At 45.9% G+C, this 629-nt stretch carries 1 pseudogene; it reads right to left on the reverse strand.

What is annotated here, in order from left to right:
• A pseudogene (locus tag A3761_RS05915) lies at positions 1–629 on the reverse strand (malate synthase G); the annotation flags it as partial.

Consider the following 629-nt stretch of genomic DNA (forward strand, 5'->3'; position numbering starts at 1 on the left):
CATGGCGATGTATTCAGAATCACCCGCATTCTGGCCGTCAACAATCGCTGCCATACGCTTCAAGCTTTCTTCAACCTGTTCTTTGGTACAAACACCGTGCTCCAACCAGTTCGCCACGTGCTGAGAAGAAATACGCAATGTTGCACGATCTTCCATCAAACCAACGTTGTTGATATCTGGAACTTTAGAACAACCAACACCCTGATCAACCCAACGTACAACATAACCCAGGATACCCTGACAGTTGTTGTCGATTTCGTTCTGAATGAATTCAGGCGTTAGCGCCTTAACTTCATCTGCAGACATTAGTGGAACGCTTAAGATGTCATCTACGTTTGCATGCTCGCGAGTCTTAAGTTCGTTTTGAACCGCAAATACATCAATCTGATGATAGTGAATTGCGTGAAGTGCTGCGGCAGTAGGAGAAGGAACCCAAGCCGTGTTAGCACCCGCTTTAGGATGGCCCACTTTCTGCTCCATCATCATGCCCATTTCATCAGGAATCGGCCACATGCCTTTACCAATCTGTGAACGACCTTGTAGGCCTGTTTCCAAACCTGTATCAACGTTCCAATCTTCGTATGCGTTAATCCAAACTTGCTGCTTCATTTGAGTCTTAGCAACAAAAG

Source organism: Oleiphilus sp. HI0123, assembly GCF_001635315.1.